This window comes from Dyadobacter sp. LHD-138 (genome assembly GCF_030929615.1).
Classification (GTDB): domain Bacteria; phylum Bacteroidota; class Bacteroidia; order Cytophagales; family Spirosomataceae; genus Dyadobacter.
Window position 1 is genome coordinate 52,895 of the sequence record NZ_JAVFVU010000030.1, and the last position, 25,606, is coordinate 78,500.

20 protein-coding genes are annotated in these 25,606 nt (G+C 43.5%); 11 read left to right on the forward strand and 9 right to left on the reverse strand.

The genetic code is table 11. The features are described from left to right. Positions 1–90: 90 nt before the first annotated feature. Both RB622_RS20990 and RB622_RS20995 read right to left on the reverse strand, forming a co-directional pair. Positions 91–1,551 (reverse strand): SusD/RagB family nutrient-binding outer membrane lipoprotein, encoded by a 1,461-nt coding sequence (locus tag RB622_RS20990; protein WP_308048621.1) that lies wholly within the window; start codon positions 1,549–1,551, stop codon positions 91–93. A 19-nt stretch (positions 1,552–1,570) separates the two neighbouring features. Continuing rightward, the gene (locus RB622_RS20995; RefSeq protein ID WP_308048622.1) at positions 1,571–4,714 is read right to left on the reverse strand and encodes a SusC/RagA family TonB-linked outer membrane protein; all 3,144 of its coding nucleotides are present in this window, start codon (positions 4,712–4,714) and stop codon (positions 1,571–1,573) included. 637 nt (positions 4,715–5,351) lie between these two features. Here RB622_RS20995 and thrA point away from each other — a divergent pair. From thrA to RB622_RS21020, 5 genes are all read left to right on the forward strand, one after another. Continuing rightward, on the forward strand, positions 5,352–7,808 hold the full coding sequence (gene thrA, locus RB622_RS21000; RefSeq protein ID WP_308048623.1) for a bifunctional aspartate kinase/homoserine dehydrogenase I: 2,457 nt from the start codon (positions 5,352–5,354) through the stop codon (positions 7,806–7,808). A gap of 66 nt (positions 7,809–7,874) precedes the next feature. Beyond that, a complete protein-coding gene (locus RB622_RS21005) occupies positions 7,875–8,813 on the forward strand; it encodes a homoserine kinase (RefSeq protein ID WP_308048624.1) in 939 nt (312 codons plus the stop codon). Positions 8,814–8,912: 99 nt separating this feature from the next. Beyond that, the gene (locus RB622_RS21010; RefSeq protein ID WP_308048625.1) at positions 8,913–9,842 is read left to right on the forward strand and encodes a phytanoyl-CoA dioxygenase family protein; all 930 of its coding nucleotides are present in this window, start codon (positions 8,913–8,915) and stop codon (positions 9,840–9,842) included. A gap of 83 nt (positions 9,843–9,925) precedes the next feature. Next, positions 9,926–10,252 (forward strand): iron-sulfur cluster assembly accessory protein, encoded by a 327-nt coding sequence (locus RB622_RS21015; protein ID WP_254561741.1) that lies wholly within the window; start codon positions 9,926–9,928, stop codon positions 10,250–10,252. Positions 10,253–10,511: 259 nt separating this feature from the next. Beyond that, positions 10,512–11,411 (forward strand): sugar phosphate nucleotidyltransferase, encoded by a 900-nt coding sequence (locus RB622_RS21020; RefSeq protein WP_308048626.1) that lies wholly within the window; start codon positions 10,512–10,514, stop codon positions 11,409–11,411. Between the two features lie 123 nt (positions 11,412–11,534). Here the strand turns inward: RB622_RS21020 and RB622_RS21025 are convergent, their stop codons facing one another. From RB622_RS21025 to modA, 4 genes are all read right to left on the reverse strand, one after another. Then, entirely contained in the window at positions 11,535–12,212 is a 678-nt protein-coding gene (locus RB622_RS21025) for an SGNH/GDSL hydrolase family protein (RefSeq protein ID WP_308048628.1), read from the reverse strand. A gap of 94 nt (positions 12,213–12,306) precedes the next feature. After that, entirely contained in the window at positions 12,307–13,197 is an 891-nt protein-coding gene (locus RB622_RS21030) for an ATP-binding cassette domain-containing protein (protein WP_308048629.1), read from the reverse strand. Next, a complete protein-coding gene (modB, locus tag RB622_RS21035) occupies positions 13,178–13,852 on the reverse strand; it encodes a molybdate ABC transporter permease subunit (protein WP_308048630.1) in 675 nt (224 codons plus the stop codon). The genes RB622_RS21030 and modB overlap by 20 nt, the downstream gene beginning before the upstream one ends. 69 nt (positions 13,853–13,921) lie before the next feature. After that, complete coding sequence (modA, locus tag RB622_RS21040; RefSeq protein WP_308048631.1) at positions 13,922–14,674, reverse strand: molybdate ABC transporter substrate-binding protein; 753 nt, start codon at positions 14,672–14,674, stop codon at positions 13,922–13,924. 293 nt (positions 14,675–14,967) lie between these two features. Between modA and RB622_RS21045 the strand changes: the two genes are divergently transcribed. The 3 genes from RB622_RS21045 to RB622_RS21055 all read left to right on the forward strand — a co-directional run bounded on the left by RB622_RS21045 (position 14,968) and on the right by RB622_RS21055 (position 17,669). After that, the gene (locus RB622_RS21045) at positions 14,968–16,125 is read left to right on the forward strand and encodes an aminotransferase class I/II-fold pyridoxal phosphate-dependent enzyme (RefSeq protein ID WP_308048632.1); all 1,158 of its coding nucleotides are present in this window, start codon (positions 14,968–14,970) and stop codon (positions 16,123–16,125) included. Positions 16,126–16,191: 66 nt separating this feature from the next. Next, a complete protein-coding gene (locus RB622_RS21050; RefSeq protein ID WP_308048633.1) occupies positions 16,192–17,049 on the forward strand; it encodes a prephenate dehydrogenase in 858 nt (285 codons plus the stop codon). Positions 17,050–17,102: 53 nt separating this feature from the next. After that, on the forward strand, positions 17,103–17,669 hold the full coding sequence (locus tag RB622_RS21055; RefSeq protein ID WP_308048635.1) for a Uma2 family endonuclease: 567 nt from the start codon (positions 17,103–17,105) through the stop codon (positions 17,667–17,669). A gap of 79 nt (positions 17,670–17,748) precedes the next feature. On the opposite strand, the gene RB622_RS21060 is transcribed toward RB622_RS21055, so the two are convergent. Continuing rightward, entirely contained in the window at positions 17,749–20,226 is a 2,478-nt protein-coding gene (locus RB622_RS21060) for a hypothetical protein (protein ID WP_308048636.1), read from the reverse strand. A 320-nt stretch (positions 20,227–20,546) separates the two neighbouring features. Between RB622_RS21060 and pfkA the strand changes: the two genes are divergently transcribed. Continuing rightward, a complete protein-coding gene (gene pfkA / locus RB622_RS21065; protein WP_308048637.1) occupies positions 20,547–21,521 on the forward strand; it encodes a 6-phosphofructokinase in 975 nt (324 codons plus the stop codon). Between the two features lie 99 nt (positions 21,522–21,620). On the opposite strand, the gene RB622_RS21070 is transcribed toward pfkA, so the two are convergent. Next, positions 21,621–22,280 carry a YdcF family protein gene (locus tag RB622_RS21070; protein ID WP_308048638.1) on the reverse strand — a complete coding sequence of 220 codons (660 nt, stop codon included), beginning with the start codon at positions 22,278–22,280 and terminating at the stop codon, positions 21,621–21,623. A 218-nt stretch (positions 22,281–22,498) separates the two neighbouring features. On the opposite strand from RB622_RS21070, the gene RB622_RS21075 reads away from it, so the two are divergent. Further along, complete coding sequence (locus RB622_RS21075; protein ID WP_308048639.1) at positions 22,499–23,908, forward strand: thioredoxin-like domain-containing protein; 1,410 nt, start codon at positions 22,499–22,501, stop codon at positions 23,906–23,908. A 79-nt stretch (positions 23,909–23,987) separates the two neighbouring features. On the opposite strand, the gene RB622_RS21080 is transcribed toward RB622_RS21075, so the two are convergent. Beyond that, positions 23,988–25,091: a lactonase family protein gene (locus tag RB622_RS21080; protein WP_308048640.1), complete on the reverse strand. Its 1,104-nt coding sequence runs from the start codon at positions 25,089–25,091 to the stop codon at positions 23,988–23,990. Positions 25,092–25,204: 113 nt separating this feature from the next. Here RB622_RS21080 and RB622_RS21085 point away from each other — a divergent pair, with 113 nt between their 5' ends. Beyond that, a complete protein-coding gene (locus RB622_RS21085) occupies positions 25,205–25,543 on the forward strand; it encodes a tRNA-binding protein (protein WP_308048641.1) in 339 nt (112 codons plus the stop codon). The last annotated feature ends 63 nt before the right edge of the window (positions 25,544–25,606 follow it).

Consider the following 25,606-nt stretch of genomic DNA (forward strand, 5'->3'; position numbering starts at 1 on the left):
AGTCGATATAATAAAACGAGGATATTGGTATAAGCCGCTATCCTCGTTTTCTGTGTTTAGTAAAGAACAATTATTTTGCGTTGTTCCTGATTATTTTGCGAACCAAAGTTTGAGCTTCATATCGTTTTTGCCTCCTTGTTTTGTCAATGACGCGGAGAAATTTGCAAAATTCAGCGATTCTTCGGAGCCCGGATATGGCATGCGGGTGGGAAGAACATTCTGGTTTGTGTTCAGCTTGGGTACGGAAAGTGCCGGAATTCCTGTGCGGCGATATTCCGTCCATGCCTCAAGACCCTGTCCGTACAAAGCAATCCATTTCTGTTCCATGATCTGCGTAAATCCATCAGCGCCGGCTTTTAGCGCGTTGGCCGCGACGTAGTCCGTTGGAGCTGCCAGTTTGTATTGTGCAAAAGATGCGGTGATCGCTGCCGCATAGTTTGCTGCTGCATCTCCCGCTATCGTAACACCCTTGTACGCAAATTCCGATTTAAGGAACATTAGTTCGGCGTAGGTCATGATAACACCGGGGGCAGTGGGTGCCACGAAATAATTTCCCACTTTGGAAGTTTTGGTCAATCCCAGCGCATTGGCGTCTGACGAAGCCAGACCGTTCGGAACACCTTTGTAAGTACCCCCGTCGGCTGGAAGATTGGCATAAATAGCAAGTCTTGCATCATTTAGTGCAGCCAGTTTATCAACCAAAGTAGCGCTGACACGGTGATCGTCACGCGTTTTACGGTTTACATTAACCGGATTCTGGTTGTTGGTCGCATCCAGATAGTTAAGCTGAATGTTATCGGCCACAGCGGTGATCACCGGATATTTTGCAGGATCGCTCAGTATTCTGGTGATTTCGGTTTTTACGTTAACAGGCGCGTCGGCTTTGTCGATCATTCTGCTTAACAAGCGAAGACTAAGCGTATTGGCGAATTTTTTCCATTTATTCATATCGTTATTGAACAGAATATCACCGGAAATCGCCAATGTTGTATTGCTTGTGTTGATAGACTCACCGGCTGTTTTAAGTTCCGCTACCAATCCTGCGTATACATCCTTTTGGGTGTCATAAGTTGGAAGTAAAATCCCGTCGAGGCCTTTCACGGCGTCTTTATAAGGGATATCCCCATAAATATCCGTTAGCAGCGAAAATACCCAGGAGCGAAGAATCACGGCCACGGCCTGGTAATTCGTATTGCCTGATTCCTGGCCAAGTTTGTAAATCCGGTTGTAGTCGGCCAGCGATTCGATGTAAAGTCCTTGCCATCCGGCGGTGTAAACATCGCTGGAAACCGTGTATTGATCAATGTCTGTATATTGAATACGTGCCCAATGCTGGGAAAATCCTTCACCGATATCCATGCCCAGTGCACCGCCTGACTGAATATCTACTGCACTTTGGATACCATGGGGCAAAAACAGATCCGCGGTTGCGGAAGAGGCGCTGTTTGGGTTGGTGTTTAGATCATCAAAATCTCCGGTACAGGCGGATGCACAAAAGAATGTTGCAGCGAGTATGATTTTGGAGCGGAATGAATATATTTTGTTTTTCATATGGAGTCGAATAGGGGAATTATAGATTGAAACTGATGTTAAAACCGATCGATCTTGTTGTCGGAATCTGACCGTTTTCTACACCTTGTAAATTACCGTCGTTGTAATAACTTGTTTCCGGGTCGATGTGCGGAAGATTGCTTTTCAGGAGGGCAAGGTTTCTGCCGACAACGGATATGGCGATGTCGCGGAACGGAAGTTTTTTGACAATTTTAGCGGAAAGCATATAGGTGAATTTAACTTCACGAAGTTTTACATAACTCGCATCAAAAATCGTGTTTTCGTTGTTGGTCAGCAGATAATATTTATGGTGATATTCCTCGGAAGAGATGCTTTTTGTGTTTGGTACGTAATTAGGATTATCCGTAGTTCCTGTGTTTACGACACCTTGGCCAACAATACCGGTTTCACGACCCAGCGTTGTTTCTTTCAAAACACCTGTGTAACGTCCCACGTTGATCGACTGAGAGAAAATGTCTCCGCCGTGTTTGATATCAATAAGGGAGCTAAGCGAGAAGCTTTTGTATTTAAAGGTATTGGAAATGCCTCCGATCCAGTCAGGAGTGAAGTTTCCTAATACGCGGCTCACCGGGTCGAGCATTGGATAGCCTTGTGCATCGTAAACAATTTGTCCGTCCGGGGCGCGTAAAAAACCTTTTCCGAAGAAAGTGCCATACGGTTGTCCAACACGTGCTTCAACGGATAGGCCCCGGAAACTGTTTGTGGAAGTTGCCTGGGTGATCGGGTTATAACTTGTATTTAACTGATAAGTAGTCAGGTTGTCGGCAAGGGAAATAACTTTGTTTTTGTTGCGGGCCCAGTTTAGAGAAATATCCCACTGGAAATTGTCAAGTTTAACAGGCGTTGCCGTCAACTGAATCTCAATCCCTTTGTTGGTGATCTTGCCTGCGTTTAAAAGTTTAGATAAATAACCTGATGCATTGGAAACGTTCACGTCCAGAATCTGATCGGTCGATGACTTGTTGTAATAGGTAAGGTCAAGTCCTACACGATTTTGCCAAAGTCTGATATCGGCACCAATTTCATAGGAAGTCGTGATTTCGGGTTTCAGCTCCGTATTTAACAAGGCATTGTTTTCCGATAATGTTGGAATACTTCCCCAGGGATTTTCATATTTGTAAGTACTTGCCAGGCGATAAGGGTCCGTATCGTTACCAACCTGTGCAATCCCCGCTCTGATTTTGGCAAAAGACAATACCGATGATTTTATATCAAACATATCGGAAAGGATCGCACTCACGGCAGCAGAAGGATAAAAATAAGACCTGTTGCTGCTTGGGAGCGAGCTCGACCAGTCGTTACGGGCTGTCAGGTCAACAAATAGATAATTACGGAAACCCAGGTTGGCCGAAGCGTATAAGCTGTTTACTGTTTTTTCGATAAATGAATTTTCGGTAACCGGACGCTGGCGTGAGTTGCCCATGTTCCAGACTCTCGGGATTGCCAGTTCGGTGGCGCCCATGTAATTTCTTTGCGCGAAATTGGAACGGTGGTTTCCTCCGATGTTTGCCGTGATATCAAATTCGCCGAATTTGCGCGTCGCATTCAACAGGAAATCCGAGTTGGATTCTCTGACGAAAATCTGCTCTTCGTTGTAGGCATCATAAAGTTGCGTCGTTCCAAGTTTAGCCTGACGTGCAGCCGTTCTGGTTTTACGGCGGTCTTCATAAAAGTCAGTGCCGGAGCGGCCCGTCAGTGTAAGCCAGTCTGTAAGTTTATAGGTGGCAGAAATGTTTCCGTACATGCGGTCACGCTGGTTTTCCTTTGTGCTCAGGTTTGTCAGATAGTATGGGTTTGTCCAATAGTTGTCATTCCAGTTGTTCTGATAAATGCTACCTGGTTTCTGGAACGTTTTCAGGTTGTTCATGTCAACCTGGCGACCAAACCAGATGAAGTAAAGGCCGAAGTTATTACGGTTATCGCTGCCGTCTTTTACATAGTTAACCGTGGCTCTTACATTAAGTTTTTTGGTGAGATTCCATCCTGCATTCAATGAAACGGTCTGACGTTTGTAGTCTGTGTTTGGGAGAATTCCGTTCTGTTTCAGGTTGGTGAAAGACAAGCGGAAATCTGCCTTGTCGTTGCCGCCCGTCACGCCGATATTGTTTGTGTAGGTTTTTCCTGTTTTGTAAAACTGATTAACGTTGTCAGGATGAGCGATCCATGGCGTAGGCGTTCTTGTTCCGTCCGCTGCGACAGGGGAGTCAAATTGCGGCAATAACCGGCCATCGAGTTTTGGTCCCCAGCTTTCATCCACCCCGTCATTTATACCGCCACCTTGTCCATCCTTATAAGAAAAAAGCCCTTTTGTACCCTGTCCATACTCATTTTGCCATTCCGGCTGGCGGAAAACAGATTCAAAAGAAGTGTTGGAATTGAATGAAACCCCTAGTCCTTTGGATCCTTTTCCGCTTTTACTTGTGATCAAAACGACGCCGTTCGCTCCGCGTGATCCGTAAAGTGCGGCTGCACTTGGGCCTTTCAAAACGTTGATCGATTCCACATCGTCGGGGTTAATGGAAGCCGCTGCATTGCCATAGTCAACACCCGTTCCTGAACCGAAATTGCTGTTGTCGATCGGTACGCCATCTACCACGAAAAGCGGCTGGTTGTTACTGCCTATCGAGCTCGCTCCACGAATAATCATACGCGAAGAGGCGCCTGGTGCACCGTTTGAATTGGTTACCTGCACACCCGCCAGGCGGCCCGACAGGGAATTGATCAGGTTGGTTTCCCTTGCCTGGGTTAAAGCTTTTCCGCTCACTTCCTGAACAGAATAACCCAGTGCTTTTTTCTCACGGGCGATTCCGAGGGCCGTGACGACTACTTCACTGAATTGTGTCGCATCCTCATCCAGCACAATGTCGAGTGTTGTTTTGGAGCCAACGGGAATTTCCTGCGACTTAAAACCTATAAATGATACAACCAGTGTGGCCGTTGGCAGGGTTGAAATGGTAAATTCTCCCTCGGCGTTGGCTGTGCTGCCGCGGCTGGTTCCCTTAATTAACACGCTGGCGCCCGGCAATACGCTGCCGTCTCCTTTGGACGTCACTTTGCCTTTGATAGTCATATCCTGTCCAAAGGAAGCCAGGCTGAACAGTAAAAGCAGGGACATAAAGCCCGATGTAAAATGTTTTCTCATTAGTTAGATTGTTAAGAGTATTAAATAGTAATATTTGAATAAAAAGACATATTTATTATTAAATATTATAGGAGTGAATTTTTAAGTATTTGTTTGTTATTAATTCTTATAAATGAATTTTAATGTTTAAAATGTTTGATTTATATCCATATAATTTAATTTTTTAATAAAGTTTATTTGTTTGTAATTGTTTAATGTTTCAGAATTTTATTTTATAAAAATAAAATATTTAAAAATAAAAAGAATATAAAAATATAAAAATGGCAATTTATATTTCTAATTATATTAAAATTCAAAATATACTTTAAGTATTTATTTAAATCATACAAGTTTTTGTAATGTTTTAAATTTTATTGTATTATATTAATATTGATTCGCGTGTTTAACAAGATGAGATGCTGACTTTGCATGGCTAAATGAGATCTTTTGCCGAGGAATGACGGTTTGCTTATTTGGGCGTGCGTCTGTGGGTTCTGCATGATTTTACAGTTTGCAAATGACCGGATTGGGATATTCCCGATGCTTTTCATTCTTAAAATCAACCTATAAGGCGATTGAATTGCTATATTTGCAACCCGGTGTTCACGGACAGCGGAAGTGCTCTTATCAAAACTTTGTTAATTCGTAATAGCTTTAAATGAAGGTTCTCAAATTTGGCGGCACATCGGTCGGTTCGGTCGATAGTATCAAACAGGTAATCGGTATTCTTGAAAATAATCTGGCTGAGGGCCAGCAAATCGCTGTTGTTTTTTCAGCCATGGGAGGTGTCACGAACCGCCTTATTGAAATTGGCAAAATGGCTGCTGCGGGAAACAGCGAGTATATTGAGTTTCTGAAGGTCGTGGAAGAGCGTCATTTTGTGATTGTACGTGGACTGATCAATGTAAAAAATCAAAGCAGCACGTTTGCCGCCGTGCGCGGACTGTTCAATGAGCTTGGCGATATATTAAAAGGTGTTTCCTGGATTCGTGAACTTTCGTCACGTACGATGGACCTGATCATGAGTTTTGGTGAGCGCTTGTCGACACTGGTTATTACCGAAGTACTCAAAAGCAGAGGCGTTGCCGCTGAGTTTTGTGATGCGCGCCAGATCATCCGTACGAACGCAACCTACGGCTTGGGTGACGTCAATTTTGAGGTGACAAATCAGCTTATTCTTGACTATTTTTCGAAGGTAAATGCCCTGCAGTGTGTGACCGGATTTATTGCGTCAACGAAGGACGGGATAACCACAACATTGGGCCGCGGAGGTTCGGATTATACAGCTTCGATTATCGGAGGGGCTCTGGATGCAGAGTCTATTGAAATCTGGACGGATGTGGATGGCATGATGACGGCGGATCCGCGCAAGGTGACGAACGCATTTACCATTCCTTCGATTTCTTACGCCGAAGCGATGGAACTGTCACATTTTGGCGCCAAGGTGATCTACCCACCCAGTTTGCAGCCTGCTTTTGCCAAGAATATTACTTTAAAAATTCTCAATACTTTCAATACCGGTTTTGAAGGCACTTATGTGCAAAAAAATGCGATCAAAAAGGATTATCCGATAACCGGTATTTCGTCCATCGATGAAATTGCTTTGGTAAATATTCAGGGAAGCGGTATGATTGGCGTCGCTGGTATTTCCGGAAGGCTGTTTACCGCTTTGTCCAAGAATGCCATTAGCGTGATTCTGATATCACAGGCGTCCTCGGAGCACTCCATTTGTTTTTCGATCGATCCGAAGGATGCGGTGAAAGCAACAGAGGTGCTTGAAAAAGAATTTGCTTCCGAAATTACCTACGGCTATATCGATAGCATAAGCATAGAAAAAAACCTTTCCATTATCGCGATCGTGGGGGAAGGGATGAAGAAAAGCACCGGTGTTTCGGGCAAGCTTTTCTCTGTTTTAGGTAAAAATGGTATCAATGTGGTGGCTACCGCTCAGGGATCTTCCGAGTTGAATATCTCTGTCGTTATTTCAAAAAGCGATTTGTCGAAAGCATTGAATGCGATTCACGGAGTGTTTTTTCACTCTGAAACACGTTCACTCAACTTGTTCATCGTCGGTGTGGGCCTTATTGGCAAAACCCTGCTCGAACAGGTGAGAAACCAGACTAAATATTTAAGAGAGGAGAAGTTTCTTAACCTGAACATTGCCGGACTTTCGAATACCAGGAAGATGCTTCTGGATCCGGATGGAATTAATTCAGAACATTGGAAAGATAGGATTGATGGCGAAGGTGTGAAAACAAGTTTGCCGGCTTTCGTGCACCGCATGATTGAGCTCAACCTGCCAAACAGTGTTTTTGTCGATTGTACTTCCGATAAAGACATTGTACAATATTATAATATGCTGCTCGATGCGAGTATTTCGGTCGTGACCCCAAACAAGGTCGCGAACTCGGGATCTTATGCGGAGTATATTTCTCTTCAGCGTACGGCTTTAAAGCGGGGCGTGAAGTTTTTATATGAAACCAATGTTGGGGCCGGACTGCCTATTATCAATACGATTCAGGGCTTAATGGCCAGCGGAGATAAGTTCCTGAAAATTGAAGCGATTCTTTCGGGAACATTATCCTATATATTCAATTCTTTTGGTCCGGGTATAAAATTCGTGGATGTGGTGAAGGAAGCCAAGGCGAAAGGATTTACCGAGCCTGATCCGCGTGATGATTTGAGCGGAGCGGATGTGGCGCGAAAAATATTGATTCTGGCCCGTGAAGTGGGTGTTCCATTGGAATCCGAAGACGTGAAAGTAGCACAGTTGTTGCCGGAAAACTGCTTGCAGGCGCCAACGGTTGAGTCGTTTTTCGAAGAACTGGTTATTTCAGATGACTATTTTGCAACCTTACAGGCCAATGCTGAGGCGAATGGAGAAGTGCTGCGCTATATTGCCACTTTGGAACATGGCAAGGCCGTGGTTGAATTGCGGACCGTGAACCAACAGCATCCTTTTTATACTTTGTCTGGCAGCGATAACATCATTTCGTTTACGACAGAAAGATATAAAGACCGTCCTTTGGTAATCAAAGGGCCGGGTGCAGGGGCAGAAGTGACGGCTTCCGGTGTGTTTGCGGATATTATGAGCATTAGTAGCTATTTGGGATAGGCGTTTGTCAGGAAAACTTTATGTTTTAAGCAGGGTTCTCCATTTAAAGAAAAATAATTTTTTACGGTGAATTATATAAAAGTCTTTTCTCCTGCCACGGTTGCCAACGTTTCCTGTGGATTTGATATTTTCGGTTTTGCCATTGAAGAACCTGGTGATGTTGTTGAAATACAGCGTCGCGATGAGCCAGGTGTCGTTATCAAAGATATTTTTGGTGATGAAGGCAGATTACCCAGAAAAGTGGAGAAAAATACGGTGACTGGTGTAATGCTTCATTTGCTCAAACATCTTGGAATCAATGATTTCGGGTGCGAGGTGACTTTGCATAAAAATATGCCGCTCGGGAGCGGTATGGGGTCGAGTGCTGCAAGTGCGGTGGCCGGTGTCGTGGCCATGAATGAGCTGCTGGGCTGTCCGCTGTCCAGAACGGAACTTTTGCCGTTTGCTATGGAAGGAGAGCGTATTGCCTCAGGTTCGGCGCATGCGGATAATGTAGGGCCAGCATTATTGGGCGGCTTTGTGATTATCAGAAGTTATGCGCCACTGGATATTTTTTCCATTCCGGTACCCAAAGACCTTTATTGTACGCTCGTTCACCCGGATATCGAAATCAATACGAAGGATGCCAGGTATATTCTCAGAGATGAAGTTTCTCTGAAAAATACCATTTCCCAGATGGGTAATGTGGCCGGTCTGGTCGCTGGCCTGATGAAAGAGGATTATGACCTGATCAGCCGTTCGATGGTGGATGTGATTATTGAACCGGTTCGTTCGATACTTATTCCGGAATTTAACTTCGTCAAACAAGCGGCCCTGGACAATGGCGCGTTGGGGTGCAGCATTTCAGGCTCGGGTCCTTCCATGTTTGCACTAAGCCGCGGTGTTGAAAATGCACGAAAAGTGGGAGCGGCTATGCAGAAGACTTTTTTTAATGCCGGGATTGATTCCAGCAGTCATGTATCTTTAATCAACAAGGGCGGGCCGGTGGTTTTGGATCGTAAATAACCTTTCGATAACTTAATATTGAATATTGATAATTTTTAGTTGACTTTTTTTAATTTAGGAGCTGCAAGATGTAAACTCTTTAAATTAAATTTGGCGATTATGAGTCTTCCGACTTACTCTATGAATCTTCCCTGGATTGATTCACCATTTTTCTATCAGGAACTGGAACAATCCACACTCGACAGTACGACCAAAGAGCAGATAAAACATTATGCGGAAAGGGGGTATTTGATTCTTGATACAGAATTGCCGGAATCTACATTCGATCGTATTGTAGAGATTCTGGCCCCGCATTATACTTCACCAAGATTACAGGATGCCTGGAATATTACCCCATTGGTAAAAGATATTGCGGGTTGTCCGAAAGTATTGGATATGCTGAATATTTTATACCGTCGGACCCCCTTTCCCTTTCAAACACTTAATTTCCGGGTAGGATCTCAGCAGAAAACACATAGCGACGCGATTCATTTTCATTCCGTTCCCGAACGGTTCATGTGTGGCGTCTGGGTTGCGTTGGAGGATATTGATGAAACAAACGGACCGCTTCATTATTATCCGGGGAGTCATAAACTGCCATTTTATAATATGTCTGATATCAGTTTGTCGGGCTCCAAAGCGCCGGGCGCTTATACCCAGTATCTGGAGTATGAAAATTTTGTTCAGAAGCTGATGGAAGCAACGGGGCAGAAGAAGGAGGTTTTTAAAGTGAAAAAAGGGCAGGCGTTGATTTGGTCGGCAACCTTGTTTCACGGAGGTGAGCCGATTTTAAGGGAAGGAAGCAGCCGTCATAGCCAGGTAACCCATTATTTTTTTTCGGATTGTATGTATTATTCGCCTTTGTGGTCGGATATGCCCGTTGAAAAAATGTTCATGCGCCGGCCTGTAAATATCCTTACCGGCGAAATTGTCGAAAATAAATACCTGAATGAGGAAATTATGGGAGGAACAGGATTGAGCCCTTTTACAGATTATAGACAAAAGATTGAAACGGGGCTGCGAAAGTTAAAAAGGAGTTTGGCAAAATAAAGGTGAAAAGGTATTGGCCATTTCCTGAACTTTCTGCGCAATTTTAAACGTTATAGAAGCTGGATGCATAAAATTAAAAGATCATGGTTACTGTAAGTGATACTGCAAAGAATAAAATCATAGAACTACGTAAAGCCGACGGCCACGAAGAAGATTATCAGATTCGTGTGGGTGTGCTAGGCGGCGGTTGTTCAGGGTTGACATACAATCTTGAGTTCAACTCGGAAACCAATCCTAATGACATGATTTTTGAAGATAAAGGCGTAAAAATTATCGTCGATAAAAAAAGTATTCTTTACCTGGCAGGTACAATATTGGATTTTTCCGATGGGCTAAATGGTAAAGGTTTTCAGTTTGTTAATCCAAATGCCACACGTACTTGTGGCTGTGGCGAAAGTTTTGCCGTATAAATTTTAGATTTTGTGGATAATAGTAAAAGCGTTGTGCGTTATCACAGCGCTTTTTTTTGTTTATGCCCAATCAAAAAAGGCGTCGGGTAGTATATTTTCCTTATTTTATTGTTTTTTTGTGCACGGAAAAAGTTAGGCTTTAAATGATGTTGTTTTAGATTATTCTGGTAATTCAGCAATGAAGCCCAACAGCCGAGAGTCCGCCGGTAACATTGATGGACCGTTTTCGATTTTCAACTTTCAACTTTAATCTAAATTAATGAAACCAACTCTTTTAATTTTGGCTGCCGGGATCGGAAGCCGTTATGGAGGTATAAAGCAACTTGACCAGTTTGGTCCCAATGGAGAAACCATTATTGATTATTCATTATATGATGCCATTCGCAGCGGTTTTGGCAAAGTAGTATTTATAGTCCGGAAAGAAATAAAAGATGAAGCCGAAGCTTTATTTGCTCCGAAGTTAAAAGGAAAGATTGATTACGATTTTGCCATTCAGGGTGTTCAGTCTTACGTACCCGAAGATCTTGGAACGATTGAACGCGTAAAACCCTGGGGGACCGGTCACGCAACCTTGTGCGCCTGGGAGCAGACAGACACGCCTTTTGCCGTAATCAATGCGGATGATTTTTATGGACAGGGAGCGTTCGCTACCATGGCTGAATTTTTGAGCACGGATACCAATGATAAGCAGCATGCGATGATTGGCTACGAATTGAAAAGAACACTTTCAGAAAACGGAACGGTTTCCAGAGGTGTTTGTATTGAAAGAGAAGATCAGAATTTGTCGTCAGTGGTGGAAAGGACGAAAATATTCGAGGAAAACGGGACGATCTATTTTGAGGAAGAAGGCGAGAAAACCGCATTAGCTCCTGAAACACCGGTTTCTATGAATTTTTGGGGATTTAAACCTTCCATGTTTCCAATCACCAAGGAGTTGTTCGAGGAATATGCACGGGTTAATTTGAACACGCCCAAAGCTGAGTTTTATATACCTACGGTGATGTCTTACATTATCCAGAATGATCTGGGCGACTGCCGCGTATTCCGCAGTGCATCGGACTGGTTCGGGGTTACTTACCCGGAAGATAAACCGAAGGTGCAGGCTTCTTTATCTGCTTTGCATGAGTCGGGAGAATACCCTCAGAAACTTTGGGAGTAGTATAATTGAATGCGCAGAGGAGAAATCATTGGATATAAAAAAAAAGAAGTCAAGACTGGGCGTCCCCGTTTCCCAAACTTGACTTCTTTGGCTTGCTAAGCATATCAAAACATAAAACTTAACTTATTTCTTCAACAAAGCCTCCATCATTCTCTCAGCCAAAAACTTGTTCCCGGTTTCGTTCAGGTGAACGCGGTCTGTTGTTAAAATCTCCTTTTCTTTATTGTCAGGATTGTTTTTTGCCAGATGCTCCTGGAAATATTTTCTAAGGTCGCAAACCTGAAGACTGTTTTTAGCAGCAATGTCACGGATTAACTTCGCGTACTGGTTCAGGTCGCCGTCCTGCATGTTGGAGCTATCGTTTTTCTCACCGATCACGGTTGGCGTACACAGGATCACACGAATATTCTGTGCTTTCATTTTTTTGATAAGCGCCTCATAAAACTTTACATATTTATCCGGATCAGTTCCTGTTCCTGACGAACTTTTGTGCCAAACGTCATTGATACCCACATAGATAAAAACGACATCGGGCTTTTTTGAAAGCACATCATCTTCCAAACGTAAATAAAGGTCATAGACTTTATTACCTCCGATGCCCGCACCAATCAATTCGTATTGACCGCTCTGGTTATTGGCTTTTAGTGTTTCGGTCATCATCGTGATATAACCCTTTGGTCCAACTCCAGCCTGCGTGATAGAATCTCCGAAAAAGATAACACGCAGCGGTTTATCCTGGCGCATGGCCAGCAAAGGGAAGGCTACAAGGGCAATTTGTAAAAATCGAAAAATAATTCGCATAGGATTTGAAATGATTAGTTTTAGAGAAAAAGACAAGCGGATATTAAAATTACCCTTAAAGATTTCGGCCAAATTTGGCGTAATAAGCTAGAATTTACTTGATCAATTCGATCTCGGCTATATCCAAGGAATAGCGTAATGCGAACGAACGGCCCGGGGACATTTCAGAAAGCCAATGAAGCGGTAATTTAAGATTGCGCACGGATTGCTGAATCAGTGCATTTACCAATAAATGACCATCATAAACGGTACAGAATAAAACTTCTCCGTACAATATTAGCTGATCGTCCACTTCATTTTCCGGTAAATAGACTTCTGACGGCGTTCCACGACTGGCTATTTGTCCATTTTCTATCACGATAACCTGATGAGCCATTCTGAAAATCTCACCTAAATCATGGGTAACGATAAGCATGGTAAAACCGAGCTGTTTTTGAAGACTCAGTAAATATGCCTGCAAGCGCCTCCGCATATGATGGTCCAGCGCTGCCAATGGCTCATCCAAAAGCAATAAGTCGGGTTTGCGGACCAATGCCCTTGCCAAGGCGACACGTTGCTGCTGACCTCCCGAAAGCTGATGTGGTTTCCGGTCAGCGAGCTGCGTAAGCTCGACAGCATTTAAAAGCTCATCAACAATGGCATTGTCCGTATTTTTATCAAGGGCAAATAAAAGATTTTGCCTGACGGTTAGATGCGGGAAAAGAGCATAATCCTGAAACACAAAACCAATGTTGCGGAGCTGGGAATATTGAGAAACCCGAACAGATGTATCCAGCCAGATATTGCCGGCAAACCGGATGTATCCCGAATTTGGATTGATTAATCCGGCGATCTGCCTTAATAAAGTTGTTTTTCCTGCTCCGGAAGGTCCGGTGATCGCCGTAATACTGCCTTGCTCGGCCACAAAAGAAATTTCCATGGGAAGAATTCCGTTGGCCGTTTGTAATGAATGCCGGATGGAAATATCAAGAATTTTGTCTGACACTGAGCAGGCGGTTATTGATCGAATAAACTAAAAGCAAGATAACAAATGTGATGCCAAAAAGTACCAGGGCATATTGATTGGCGCCGGCATAATTCAGTGCTTCGACCTCATTGTAAATAGCTACCGATGCAACCTTGGTGACGCCCGGAATATTTCCGCCGATCATTAAAACAACGCCAAATTCGCCAACGGTATGTGCAAAAGTGAGCACGAAAGCTGTTAGTATGGCTGATTTACAATTCGGCAAGAGTATTTTATAGAACGTCTCCCAGCGCCCTTTTCCCAGGGTATAGGATGCTTCCCGCAGTGAGGAGGGCAATGATTGTAAGCCCGCCCTTAATGGGTAAACCATAAAGGGAAGGCTATAAATGACGGATCCGATGACAAGTCCGGCGAAAGAGAAAACGAGTCTTAACCCCAATGTACTTTCAATCCAGGAACCAAACCAATACGATGGACTGAATGCCAGCAGCAGGTAAAAACCCAAAACAGATGGAGGCAGCACCAGCGGCATTCCGATAATCGCTTCCACAAAACCGCGTCCTTTGAATTTTGCAAAAGCAAGCCAGTAAGCCAGTGGCAGGGCAATTACAAAAAGAATTGACGAAGTAATGAATGCAAGCCGAAATGTTAGCCAAAGTGGTTGCCAATCCATTTTAATTTTGAATGATAGAATGAGTGAATGATAGAATATCTCGCCTGGAACTGAGTTTCCTGATGTTGCTTATTTATATCCGTATTTTTTGAAAATGGCTTTTGCTTTTGCTGAAAAAAGGAAATCGTAGAATTTTTGGCTGGTTTCTTTTTTCGGGGAATTTTCGCTGTGACGGAGCAGTAATGCTGCCTGGGCGATGGGCTTGTAAGATGCGGAATCGATAATTGTATAGTGGCCCTTTCCTTTCATCTCGGGTGCGAGTATGACGGATAGGGCGGTGAAACCTGCTTCAACCGATCCGGTGGTAATGTATTGCGCCGCCTGGGCAATGCTTTCACAGTAAACGATTTTGCTTTTTATTGGCTCCAGTAAGTTTTCCTTCTGCAAGGCCTGGACAGCTGCTTCACCATAAGGTGCCAGTTGTGGATTTGGAATGGCTACTTTTTTGACTTTGTCGGAGTTTAATGTGTTAAGATTTAATTCACTTTCCGGAATGGAAAGCGACCATAAAGCCAATGTGCCATATGCGTAAATTTTGGGCTTTTCATCTGATCCGCCATTTTTGAATATTTCCTCAGGATATTTTGTATCAGCCGATACGAAGATATCAAAGGGTGCACCTTCGCGAATTTGTGCCGTTAATTTGCCTGATGAGCTTACAACAATTTCAATTTCCTTGCCGGATTCTTTTTCAAATTCAGTCTTCAGTTCTTTCATGACATACTGAACATTGGCAGCAGTAGCCACTATGATTTTCTCTGAAGGTTTTGAACAGCCATTCAGAATAATCAAGACAGGGAGAAATAAGCGTATAAGGTTCATTTCGCTAATTTAATGGATTGGATGGAATCTTCAACCAAAAAGCCCTGAAAGGGCGTGCTATCTTGGCGCGGGGCAACGCCCTGCGGTTATTGGATCGGATGTGTAGATCGTGGGGATGCCCGGATAATAATAATAGGGCGATGCCCTATCCTGAGATAGAACGCCCTTTCAGGGCTTTGTCGGGGAAACTTTTTGTTTGTTCTTTAATCCATTGTGCCCTTTGCGGTTAAATATCGTAAATTGCGTCCCATTTTGACCGGCACGCCCGGAAATAATAATTAATGCATTAAACAATGATAATAGAAACTGCCCAGCGCACCCGGCAAACGTCCGAGTATTACTTTTCAGTAAAGCTGGCCGAAGTAAGAAAACTGGTAGCCGAAGGCCATGACGTGATCAATCTTGGGATTGGAAATCCGGACATGATGCCTTCTGAGCAAACTCTCACAGCACTTTCAGAGGCGGCTTTAAAGCCTCAGGCGCATGGTTATCAACCGTACGTCGGTACTGTCTCTTTTCGGAATGCTATTGCAGAATATTATCAAAGAACCTATGGCGTCAAACTAAATCCGCTTTCTGAAATATTACCGTTAATTGGTTCGAAAGAAGGAATTACACATATCTCGTTAACCTTTCTGGATCCGGGAGATGAAGTCCTGGTGCCTGAATTGGGATACCCTGCATACCGGGCTGTCAGCCAAATGGTTGGCGCCGTGGTTAAAGAATATCCGTTAAGGGAAGATTTTGGATGGCAGCCCGATTGGGAGGTAATGGCCGGATTGGTTACCCCGCGGACGAAAATTATGTGGCTCAACTATCCCCATATGCCAACAGGCGCACCAGCTACAAAAGAATTGTTTGAAGCGGCCGTAGCCTTTGCTAAAAAACACAAGATTCTGCTTTGCCATGACAATCCGTACAGCCTGGTTTTGAACAAAAAAGAGCCGATCAGTCTGTTATCGATCGACGGAGCCAGAGCAGTGGCCATTGAGCTCAATTCCATGAGTAAGTCGCACAACATGGCCGGCTGGCGTTTGGGATGGATCGCTGCTGATAAGGCTTATATCGATGCTGTGTTGACGATCAAGAGTAATGTCGATTCCGGCATGTTCTGGGCTTTGCAGGAAGCGGCTGTGGCTGCACTTGGAAATCCTCAGGAATGGCACGATCAGAGAAATGCCGTTTATCAGGGGCGCCTGGAAGCATCCGAAGCATTTTTAAGTACCGTCGGCTGTACATGGGACAAGAAACAGGAGGGGATGTTTTTATGGGGAAAATTGCCGGATTCTGTTGAATCGGCTGAAAAGCTCGTGAACGATCTACTGGTTCAGAAACATGTATTCATTGCTCCCGGATTTATTTTCGGGCCTAAAGGTCAGCGCTATATCCGTCTTTCTTTATGTATGCCTAAAGAAAGGATCTGGGAAGCTGTGGAGCGCCTTAAAAGTTAGATAAATATTGCTTTATAAAATTTTCATATCCGGTAGGAGGTACTCTTACCGGAAAATTTTCAATATATGATCATCAGCATTATTGGCGTTGGCCTGCTTGGCGGTTCATTCGCATTATCACTTCGGGAAAAATACCCGAATATGAAGTTTGTAGGGGTTGATCAGTCACTGGTTAACCAAAAAATTGCGCTTGCAAAAGGCATTGTCGATGAAATCATGACGCTCGAAGAGGCTTTGCAGGTTGCAGAGCTAAACTTGCTGGCTACACCCGTTGATGCCATTACAACCTTATTACCGAAGTTGCTGGATCAGCTTCCTGAAGGTCGTACGGTCATGGATTTTGGTTCGACAAAAGAACTGATCTGTAAAGTTGCTGATGCACATCCGAAACGTGCACAGTTTGTTGCGGTTCATCCGATGGCGGGTACTGAAAATTCAGGTCCAGGTGCGGCGTTTAAAGAGTTACTGTCAGAGAAAAATGTGATTATCTGTGACAAGGAAAAAAGTGATCCGGATTCTTTGACACTGGTCGATACTTTTTTGCGCGACGTTGGTATGAAAATTCATTACATGACACCCGTGGAACATGATTTGCATCTGGCATACGTGTCGCATCTGAGTCATATCAGCTCCTTTGCGTTAGGGTTAACTGTTTTAGATAAAGAGCGCGATGAAAAAGCTATTTTCGATATGGCGAGCACCGGTTTTTCTTCAACGGTCCGTTTAGCCAAAAGTTCGCCGCAAATGTGGGCACCGATTTTTGATCAGAATAAAATCAATGTTTCCAAAGCGTTGGGAGACTATATCGAATTTCTGAAAAAATTCAAGGAAGCCATTGATAGCAAGGACTTAACGACGAGCCTGGATTTTATGTCAAGAGCAAACGATATTGGTAGAATTTTGAGCGGGATTGAGAAGAAGTAAATGATCCGGTGTTTATAATTTGTTATATTTCGTAATCATTTGAAATGTATCCTATGGAACTACCGCTAATCATACGTCCTGTGGCCGGTCTGACCGAAGATATGTTCTTCGATCTTTGCCAGGCCAATGCGCAACTGTTGATGGAACGGGATAAAGACGGAAATATAATCGTTATGGCACCGACAGGATCCGATACGGGTTTTTACAATTCAGATATCAACGGACAGATTTGGATCTGGAATCGTCAGAGCAAGGCTGGGTACGTTTTTGATTCTTCAACCGGATTTACATTGCCCAATGGGGCAGTACGTTCTCCGGATGTTTCCTGGATTGAAAAGAGCCGGTATGAATCGTTGACAACCATGGAGCGGAAAAGATTTGCTCCGATCTGCCCTGATTTAGTTATTGAAGTCCGTTCTCTGAGCGATAATCTTCCTGATCTTCTGGATAAAATGAAGGAATATCAATCCAACGGTTGCAGTCTCGGCTGGCTGATTGACCGTATCGGTAAGAAAGTTTATATCTACGGCAAAGACGGTTCCGTTGAAAGTAAAGCAATGCCGGCTCAGCTGAGCGGAGAAGATTTGTTGCCCGGGTTGATTGTGGAAACGAATTTATAAGAATATAATAGTCTGTTAAAAAGAGAAAGTCCGGCAAATTTTGTTTGCCGGACTTTCTCTTTTGTAATAAGTACTGATTTTAGCTTTTCCTTTTTGCTTCAACAACGATTGCACCCACAATTAAGGCAATCAAAAACAACGAACTTATCAAATCCACTTTACTCCCCACCGCTATTGAAACGGGTTCAAAACGGAATTTAATCGTATGCTTTCCAGCGGGAATGCGAAGCGCACGCAGGACATAATCAGCACGTAACATATCCGCCGGTTTACCATCAATTGTTACTTTCCACTCATCGCGAACGTTGTAGTAAATTTCAGAAAAGACTGCTAATCCTTCATTTTTCGTATTGCTTTCATAAATCAGCTCATTCGGTTTGTAGCTGATCAGGCTGATTTTATCCGTTGAATCTGCCCGAAGTGTCAGACCTTTTAACTTATCTGCGAAACGTTGATCCAATACAGCCGTTTCTTTTGGTTTCAATGAATCCAGAGCAGCCATTTCTCCATCGGCATTGGGAACAATTTTGTATTCTTTTACAAACCAGGCATGACCAAAAGCATCAGGATTTGGCTGTACGGCCTGCTGTCCCTGCTGATCAACTGACAGGATATATTTTGTATTGAGCATATTCAATATACCTGGATTTGCATTTTGCTTGGCGATCTGATGCTCAAACAGCTCCTGATAACGTCTCAGTTTGGCGCCATGGTATCCGCCCAAAGATTTGTGAAAATAAGAAGCGTCGGCACTGTTGAAGGTACTTCTTGAAACATCCAGTACCCGATAATCCGGATCCGGATCAGTCATGATTTTTTCATCGGCGGCCGAAGGGGCAAGTGCGGCTTGTGAAGCGCTTTTACTGATAAAATCAGCATTGTTCAGATAACGTTTGTCGATGCCGAACATGTCAATAATCATCAGCAAAATCAGAACGGGATAAAGGATCGCGGGTTTGATTTTATCTTTCATCCACATCCAAATTAACCCAGCTATTGCTAGAACAAAGAATAATGTCCGGAAAGCATCCGTTCGCATCAAACCTGCACGGTCCTGAACAATGGCATTGACAATCTGCTGGCCAAATGCTTTGTCGTTGGCCTGTTGTGAAAAACTTTCAGCCAATTGCTGGTCACTGGCGGCCTGGAAGCTGAAAAACAAGGTTGGCATTAAAGCCATGATCAATGAAATACCGCCTGTTATGCCCAGACTTATTAAGAAAGGGCGCTGTAATTCTTTCCAGGTAATTTTTTTCTGAGCTAACGTTTTTAAGGCTAAAATTGCGACGAACACCATCAGCAGCTGAACAAGTGCAAGCACCATCGTCACGGCCCTGAATTTATTAAACATCGGGAAATAGTCGAAGAACAGGTAATTCAGCGCAGAAAAGTTTTTACCCCATGCCCAGATCACGTAAAGTATGATGACTCCGGCAGCCCAGTTTTTTAACGGGCCTTTTACAATAAATAACCCTAAAATAAAGAGGAAAAAAATGATAGCACCCGCATAAACCGGTCCGCTGACAATCGGCTGATCACCCCAGTAAAGTGGTAAAGATTGCACCACGCTTTGGGCGGTAGCAGCGTCCAATCCGCGGTTGGTGAGCGTTTTGTATGTTTCTGATGTGTTGGATAATGCGGCTGGTGTGGAGCCTCCGTATGCGTTCGGTATCAGCAATGTGAGTGTTTCACCTAAGCCATAGCTGTACGAGAAAGCATATTCCTTATCCAGACCGTCCTGGTTAGCCTCCGTTTTAGCGCCGTTTGAAACGCTTAACTCAGGTTTGCCGCGTATGGTTTCTTTGCTGTAATCATAGCCGTTCCACAGACGGGTCGTATGCGTGCCAACAGATACCGCCGCCGCAAAGGCTAATCCAATGATAATAAATGATAGCTGTTTGATCTTTCCTTCACGGATCAAAGGCAAGCTTTCCAGAATAACCAATATGACGATACCGACACCGAGGTAATAGGTAATCTGTACGTGATTCGAATAAAGTTCAAGAGAAAGGAAAATAGCGGTCACTGCGGCACCAGCCAGCCAGTTTCGCCGGAATGCTAAAATAACACCCGCAATAACGCCCGGTGCATAATTAATGGCCAGGATCTTGGAAACGTGACCTGCCTCCAGACTCACCAGGTTCCAGGCGGCAAAACCGAAAGCAATCGCTCCCAGTGCGGAAAGCCAGGTTCCGGCACCCACAACAAGAAAAAGTATATAGGCGCTTATACAGCCTATTAAAAGATAATTTGCGGGGGCAGGCAAAATTTTATTGATGGTCTGTCCCATTTTTGTTGAGATACTCGTCGGGAAATCTCCGGCAATCATGTAGGCAGGCATACCGCCAAACATGCTGTTGGTCCAGTTTGACCACTCTCCTGTTTTTTCGTGGTAGGCAACGATCTCGCGTGCAGCGGCTTTGGCCTGTACGTCGTCATGTTGATTGAGTTTTTTGCCTTCCAGTACCGGAAAAGCATACATCAGTGACAAGAAGATAAAGCCTACTACTGCAACCAGATGCGGCCAGATTCGTTGCCAGGAGAATAAATTTTTCATTTTGATAATAGTAAACCGACAGGGTATTAAAAATTATGATATTATAATGTCAATAATACGTACAAATGTGACTTTTCTTTCACAATACTCCCAAAGATCACTTAACCTTGTACGTTAAATTTTTGTTATCAAGCGCAAATATAAAAGTATTGATATATGTTTGGGGTGTAAAATTTGAATCTGTTTTTAGTATTTTTTTGATAGAAATCCGGAATAGGACGTAAGATTTAGGAAAATACCCGATAAATTTGCAGAAATTGTGCGTTAAACGTAAAAACACATTCGTATTTAAAATTGAATAGTAGTAACCCGATAAATAAATGAAAAGAATTGGAGTTTTCACCTCAGGAGGAGATGCGCCCGGAATGAACGCTTGTATCCGTGCGGTGGTGCGCGGGGCAGTTTACCATGGAGTTGAAGTTTACGGAATCAGAAGAGGATTTAGTGGAATGATCGCTGGTGATGTTTACAAGATGGAATCTCACTCGGTTAGTAATATTGTACAAAGAGGTGGTACAATACTGAAATCTGCCCGTAGTAAAGAGTTTTTGACGCCGGAAGGCCGTAAGAAGGCATTTGAGCAAATTCAGGCACACGGAATTGAAGGATTGGTTGCAATCGGAGGGAACGGTACTTTTACAGGTGCGATGATTTTCGGCAACGAATATGGCATTCCAACGGTTGGGGCACCTGGTACTATTGACAATGACTTGTACGGAACGGATTATACCATCGGATTTGACACGGCTGTAAATACGGCTTTGGATGCGATCGACCGTATCCGGGATACGGCAAGTTCACACGACCGTATCTTTTTTATTGAAGTAATGGGACGTGACTCAGGTTATATCGCCGTACAATCGGGGATTGCCGGTGGTGCAGAACTTGTGATGGTGCCGGAAGTACTTACGCCGCTGTCAGAAGTTGTAGAAACGTTAAAACAAGGATGGAGCCGTTCGAAATCTTCTTCCATCATTGTAGTTGCCGAAGGTGACGAAGCCGGAAGTGCTGTTGAAGTTGCGGCAAAAATTAAAGTACAGGTAGACGAAAACGCGGATATCCGTGTAACAACATTGGGCCATACACAGCGTGGAGGATCACCTTCTGCTTATGACCGTATTCTTGCCAGCCGTTTGGGACTTGGTGCCGTGGAAGGTTTATTGAACGGACAGAAAAATGTAATGGCGGGAATTATCAACAATGACCTTGTTTATACTCCTTTCGAGGACACCATTCGTCTTCCGAAACCAATCAGCGAAGATTTGCTGAGAATGGTTAAAATATTGAGCGTTTAGTTAAAAGTTATTTGTAGTCAGGAATAGTCACTTGTTGTTACGCATTATTGATGGTAACAATAAATGACAATTACCTGGCTTGCGATAAGGGGGGATTGCTTAACAATATCCCATGATCTTGTACACAACAATACCTACCCATTCCCGGAACAACAGCTGGGAGTAGCCCAATACTTCGGGATCAGGAACGATAAAATCTTTGATCTTGTTGTGAAAATCGTTTCCATAGAAGTCTGCCGGAAACTGATCCGTTTTTACACCCGCTTTTTCAAAACACCCCACGGCGCGCCGCATGTGGAAAGCTGAGGTGATCAGTAAATAATGCTTGTCCGGGAATTGTTGTTTTAAAATTTCGGCAGTAAAAAGGGCATTCTCACGCGTATTTTTTGCTTTTGGCTCCAATATGATATCCTGAGGATTAACCCCCCATTGAATCAAAAGCTTGGCCGTTTGCTGTGCCTCGCCGTTACCATAATCCGTCAGGATTTTTTGGCTGGCCCCGGTAACAATGATTTTTCTGATTTCTCCCTCTTTATATAAGAGATAGGCCTGAAGGAACCTGTCGGCATGCATACCCAGACCGGGGTGATCAGCATTTACTTCCGCCATGTTAATTAAACCGCCGGTGAGGACAATACCCACGTCATAGGTTTTCTTGACTTCTTTCAAATTGACGGGTTGGTATTCCCACCAGTAAAATGCCTTATTGATCAGATACGTGTTGGAGATGAGAAATAGTATTGAAAATGAAGCTATCATAGCCGTTTTCTTTCTCCTGGCTTTTTTTGTTAAGAGCGCAAACAGTATAAGGATGATGCTAATACTGAATGGCATGAGCAAAAAATCGATGGTTTTGGATAGAAAATAAAACATTTGGGTACGAAGCTGGTAGAAGTATGCGTTTTGATTTTAATTTTGCATTCAGGTCACGATTTAGCTTAATAATTAAACAGTTCATAATTATCCCTCTTTTTCAAATGAAAAAAAGAACGCACACGGCCATTCTCATTTCTTTTTTTGTCATCAGTTTAATTTCGCAGTCTTTCGGGCAGGGTTATCGCATTGAGGCGACGCTCAAAGGTTATAAGGATAGTTCCTTCGTATTGGGGCATTATAGTTATAGCAACAAACAATTCGTGGCCAAAGATACCGCAAAGGCTGATGCGAGCGGACATATGGTATTTGAGGGAAACACCAGTTTGCCGGGGGGCCTTTACCTGCTGCTTTTTCCGGGAAATCAGAAATGGGTAGAAGTGGTTTATTCCGGTAAGGAAACAAATTTTTCACTCGAAGCAGACACGACCGATCTGGTTGGCAGCATGAAGATCAAAGGTTCGAAGGATAACGAGCTTTTTTATGCTTATCAGAGAGAACTGAAAAAAGGAATTCAGCAAATTGAGACGTTTAGCAAAAGCAAGGCTACAGATGGGCCAGCGAAAATGAAAGAGGCGCAAGATGGCTTTAAGGCATACAGGGATAAATTTTTCAAGGAAAATACAGATTCATTTACCACTAAATTATTCCAGATGTCCAGCGACCCTGAGGTTCCAACGGCTCCTAAACTGGCGAATGGAAAAACGGATTCGGTGTGGGTGTTTAATTATTACAAAGCGCATTACTGGGACGCCGTTGATTTTTCGGATGAAAGAATTCTGCGTACGCCTTTTTTGGAAGCAAAAATTGACCGTTATATCAAAAACCTGGTTGTACAGACCCCGGACTCGCTGATCAAGGATACCGACTGGCTTGTTTCCAAAGCTTCGGCCAATAAGGATGTTAAATCCTATGTCGTTTTTTATATCATCAACCAATATGAAAATCCCAAGACGGTAGGTACAGAAGCGCTATGGGTACATATGGCGAATAAATATTATTTGTCGGGCGACATGGGCGTTGCGGAAGATGTCAAAAAGCGCATTGCCGAAAAGGTCAATACGCTGAAAGATCTGCTTGTAAATAAAACTTTTCCGGTGTTGGGTGTTTCCGATCCGACCGGTAAAAAGATTAACCTGCAGGCAATCGATGCGAGTTATACCGTTTTGTTTTTTTACGCAGCCACTTGCGGACATTGCAAAGAGGCATCACCGGTTTTGAAATCTTTTTATGAAAAGAATAAGCCGTCTGGTGTGAAAGTTCTGGCGATTAACACGGAGCACAATCAGGAAGAATGGAAGTCTTTTATCAAGACCTATCATCTGGAAGATCTGATCAATGGATTTGATCCGCTAAACCAGATCGATTTTAACAGAAAATTTGACGTGGTGACTACACCGACGATTTATGTTCTGGACAAAAATAAAAAGATCATCGCCAGAAAAATGCCTGTGGAACAGCTTGACGATTTCCTGAATTACTATCGTAAAAAACAACTGGCGTCCGCCAAGTAACAATAGCTTAAAAATGACAAAAGCACGAAATCCTGTTTCGTGCTTTTGTCATTTTTGGGTTAACGCATCTGCTATGTTTTTATAAAAACGCGACACATATCGGCAGTTTTATTGATATGCTTTCATGTTTGAAAGTAAGTTTTCCCGTCTTGGGGTTTATCTCATAAACGACCAGGTTGTCCTTATCCTGGTTGGCAACGATCATGTATTTTCCGGTTGGATCAATATTGAAATCCCGGGGCGTTTTGATAGCCTGGGTTTGCTCATCCACTTTTTCCAAAGTTCCGTCCGATTTAATCTGAAACGCGCTGATGCTGTTGTGCCCGCGGTTGGAAGTATAAACGAATTTTCCATTCGGGTGTATATGTACGGCCGCGCTCGTGTTGGGCTCTTTAAAATCGGCGGGAACCGTCTGATAGGTTGCCATTTGCGTGATCACACCGGCATCATTAATGGAGCAGGCGGTTAGGGTAATATCCAGCTCATTAAGTAAATACATATATTTCCCCGATTTGGAAATCGCAAAATGACGTGGTCCCGAGCCTGGTTTTGCATTGAAAGCAGTTTGGGCAGGATTTTGTTTTAACGCTCCGGTTTGAGGATTAACCACATAATTCATGACACGGTCCGTACCCAGATCAACGGTATAAACATATTTTCCGTTTGGCGTAGCGGAAGAAAAATGTGCATGTGCTTTTTCCTGACGTTTTACGTTGGGCCCTGTTCCCGTAAATTGCTGGGTATACGTAGGCGGATTTACTTTTCCGTCGGCAGCCAAAGTATATGCCGTAAAACTTCCACCCGTGTAATTGGCTGCAAAAGCCATTTTACCAGAGGGATCAACGGACACATGACAAGGGTTAAGTCCTTCGGACGACTGGCTGTTCAAATATGTAAGTTTATGATCCGTGCCAATGGCATAGGCTGAAATTTTATTATCGGAAGTAACGGCGTAAAGGTTTTTCTTATTGGGAGAAATACTGAGATAGCCCGGCCCTGGTGCCGTTTTAAATGCCTCTTTCAAGGTAATTTGTCCGGTTGCCAAATCAAGTTCACAGAGTGAAACGGCAGCATTTTCGGTTTTATCCTGTGAACCAATATAGAACAGAACCGTTTTATCTTTAAAGGAGAAACCTGAAAAGCCAAGAATGAGGATAAGTGTTAAACTTATTAATTTTCTCATGAGAAGTATGGTTTGTGAACAATAATCAGGAAAAGGAAGAAAGGGTGCGTTTTTAATGATGTAATCAATTTTATAAATATTAAAGCGAAACCGTAATATAAAAGTGAAGCATAATGGAAGCAATAAGTTGGGAGGATTTTGAAAAAGTAGACCAGAGAGCAGGCACAATTGTCCGCGTTGAAGATTTTCCAAAGGCACGAAAACCAGCCTATAAATTATGGATCGATTTGGGTGAGGAAATTGGTATCAGGCAAAGTTCTGCACAGATCACGAAACGTTATACGAAGGAGGGATTATTGGGGAAGCAGGTTTTATGCGTCGTTAATTTTCCTATTAAACAAATCGCTGATTTTCGTTCGGAGGTTTTGACAACTGGTTTTGTATTGCCTGACGGCGAGGTAATTCTGGCGTCGCCCGATAAATGGGTGGCAAACGGAACGAGGCTTGCCTGATGCACTGATAATCATGTAATGCCCGGCTATAATTGTGTAATACCGAGGGGATTGTCCGGTATT